At 42.0% G+C, this 1,573-nt stretch carries 1 protein-coding gene; it reads left to right on the top strand.

The genetic code is table 11. The features are described 5' to 3' along the window. Positions 1-1,573 (top strand): alpha/beta hydrolase (locus BKL49_RS06145; RefSeq protein WP_077423737.1); only part of this gene is annotated, 1,573 nt, incomplete at both ends.

Raw genomic sequence — 1,573 nt, forward strand, 5'->3', positions numbered from 1 at the left:
TTAAAGGTCTTTGCTTCCGTCAATGAACCTGAAATTCATGCTAAATATTTACCCCCGCCTATGCTCTGTAATTTGCGTGTGCGTCAACCTAATCGGCAAGCCAAATTGCCTGCTGCTTATATTAATCAAATCAAACGTTATGGTGATGCGGTAACCTTCTTTATTCACGGCTACAATGTGGGGTTAGGTCACTTAGGGCAATTTCCTAGCGCGGAGGAATTAGGTAATAAGCCCGCTTATTATTTTAATGCCCCCAAACCGGAAGAGGTGCAACGCCCTTATCTTCATTTTTTAGCCGATGATATTGAGCAATATGCCAACACAAAACTTGCCGCTCATCCGCCTCACTGGAAATCCACGGATAGGCTGCCGAAAGAACAATTTATTAAACAAGCTGATGAAAAGCTTAATGGAAAAAATGCCCTTTCTTGGTATCCCAATGTGGAGTACTATTTGAATCTTGCCGCAAGCGGACAAGACGAACTGCGTGAATTTACCCGTTGGGAAGATTACAGCCGTATTGTCGGTGTCACTTGGTCCGGCAGTGTTGACCCCAGCATGGTGTTCTTTCGGGCTGAAATGTATGCCAATGAAGCAGGACATCAATTCGCGTTGATTTTGCAAGACTTAATTAAGAAAGATATTCAAATTAATATAATCACCCACTCATTGGGGGCGAGGGTGGCACTTTCTGCATTAAATATTTTAGGTAACCACCCAACCTTTAAAGAGGCGATAGATAACCTGATAATGTGGGAAGCTGCGGTGGCAGATAATGCCCTGACGGAAAATTACACCAAAGAACACAACCCTATTGCCATGGAGCTTTTTCCTTTTGCCCATCGTGCGGCGAAGCACATTAGCGTGATTGCCTCCGATGAAGATGGCGTATTGGGTGGGGATTATGACTTTAAACGTGCCAAAATGGATTCCTTTAGCGGTTTATTAGGCGGGGCTTACCCGAAAAAATACACTCATTTAGCTTCCGATAGCTTCTTTCTTGGCGGCGGTTTGTCTGCCCTGTTGGATTACTATCGTGATAATGATATGGCCCAATATATCGGGCTTATTTATCAAGATAGCCGTTATAACGGTGGACTGCCCATCCACCCAAACTCGGTTTATGCCAGAGGCATTAAAGAGAAAATCCGTCATCTTTTTCTAACGGAAGCCGATGAAATCAATAGACAAGCGAATGAAAAAGTCATTCCGCCATTAGACAGTTATCATTACCTCAAACCTTGGAGCCATTACCGTTATTTTTATCCGGATATTTTGGCGCATATTGTTGAAGCATTTTGTGATACGTTATTTAACGGGATGGCGACAAATACAGGTGTGCGGCAGGCGTTGGGGTTTGTGGCGGATAAATACACAAGAAATAAAAAATCTAAATATTATGATGCATTTATCGCTGAGCTTTTTGGAGAAGGAATCCTTTCTTTTAATGATCAAACTATCGAAATTAATGATGATAAATATCCTTACTTTTTATCGCATTCCGCAATGCGGGATTTTGAATGGCGCGATGATACCATTCAATCTTTTAGGATTTTTGATTTGATTTATAGTG

The sequence above is a fragment of the Rodentibacter myodis genome, from assembly GCF_001999305.1.
In the GTDB taxonomy this organism is placed as follows: Bacteria; Pseudomonadota; Gammaproteobacteria; order Enterobacterales; family Pasteurellaceae; genus Rodentibacter; species Rodentibacter myodis.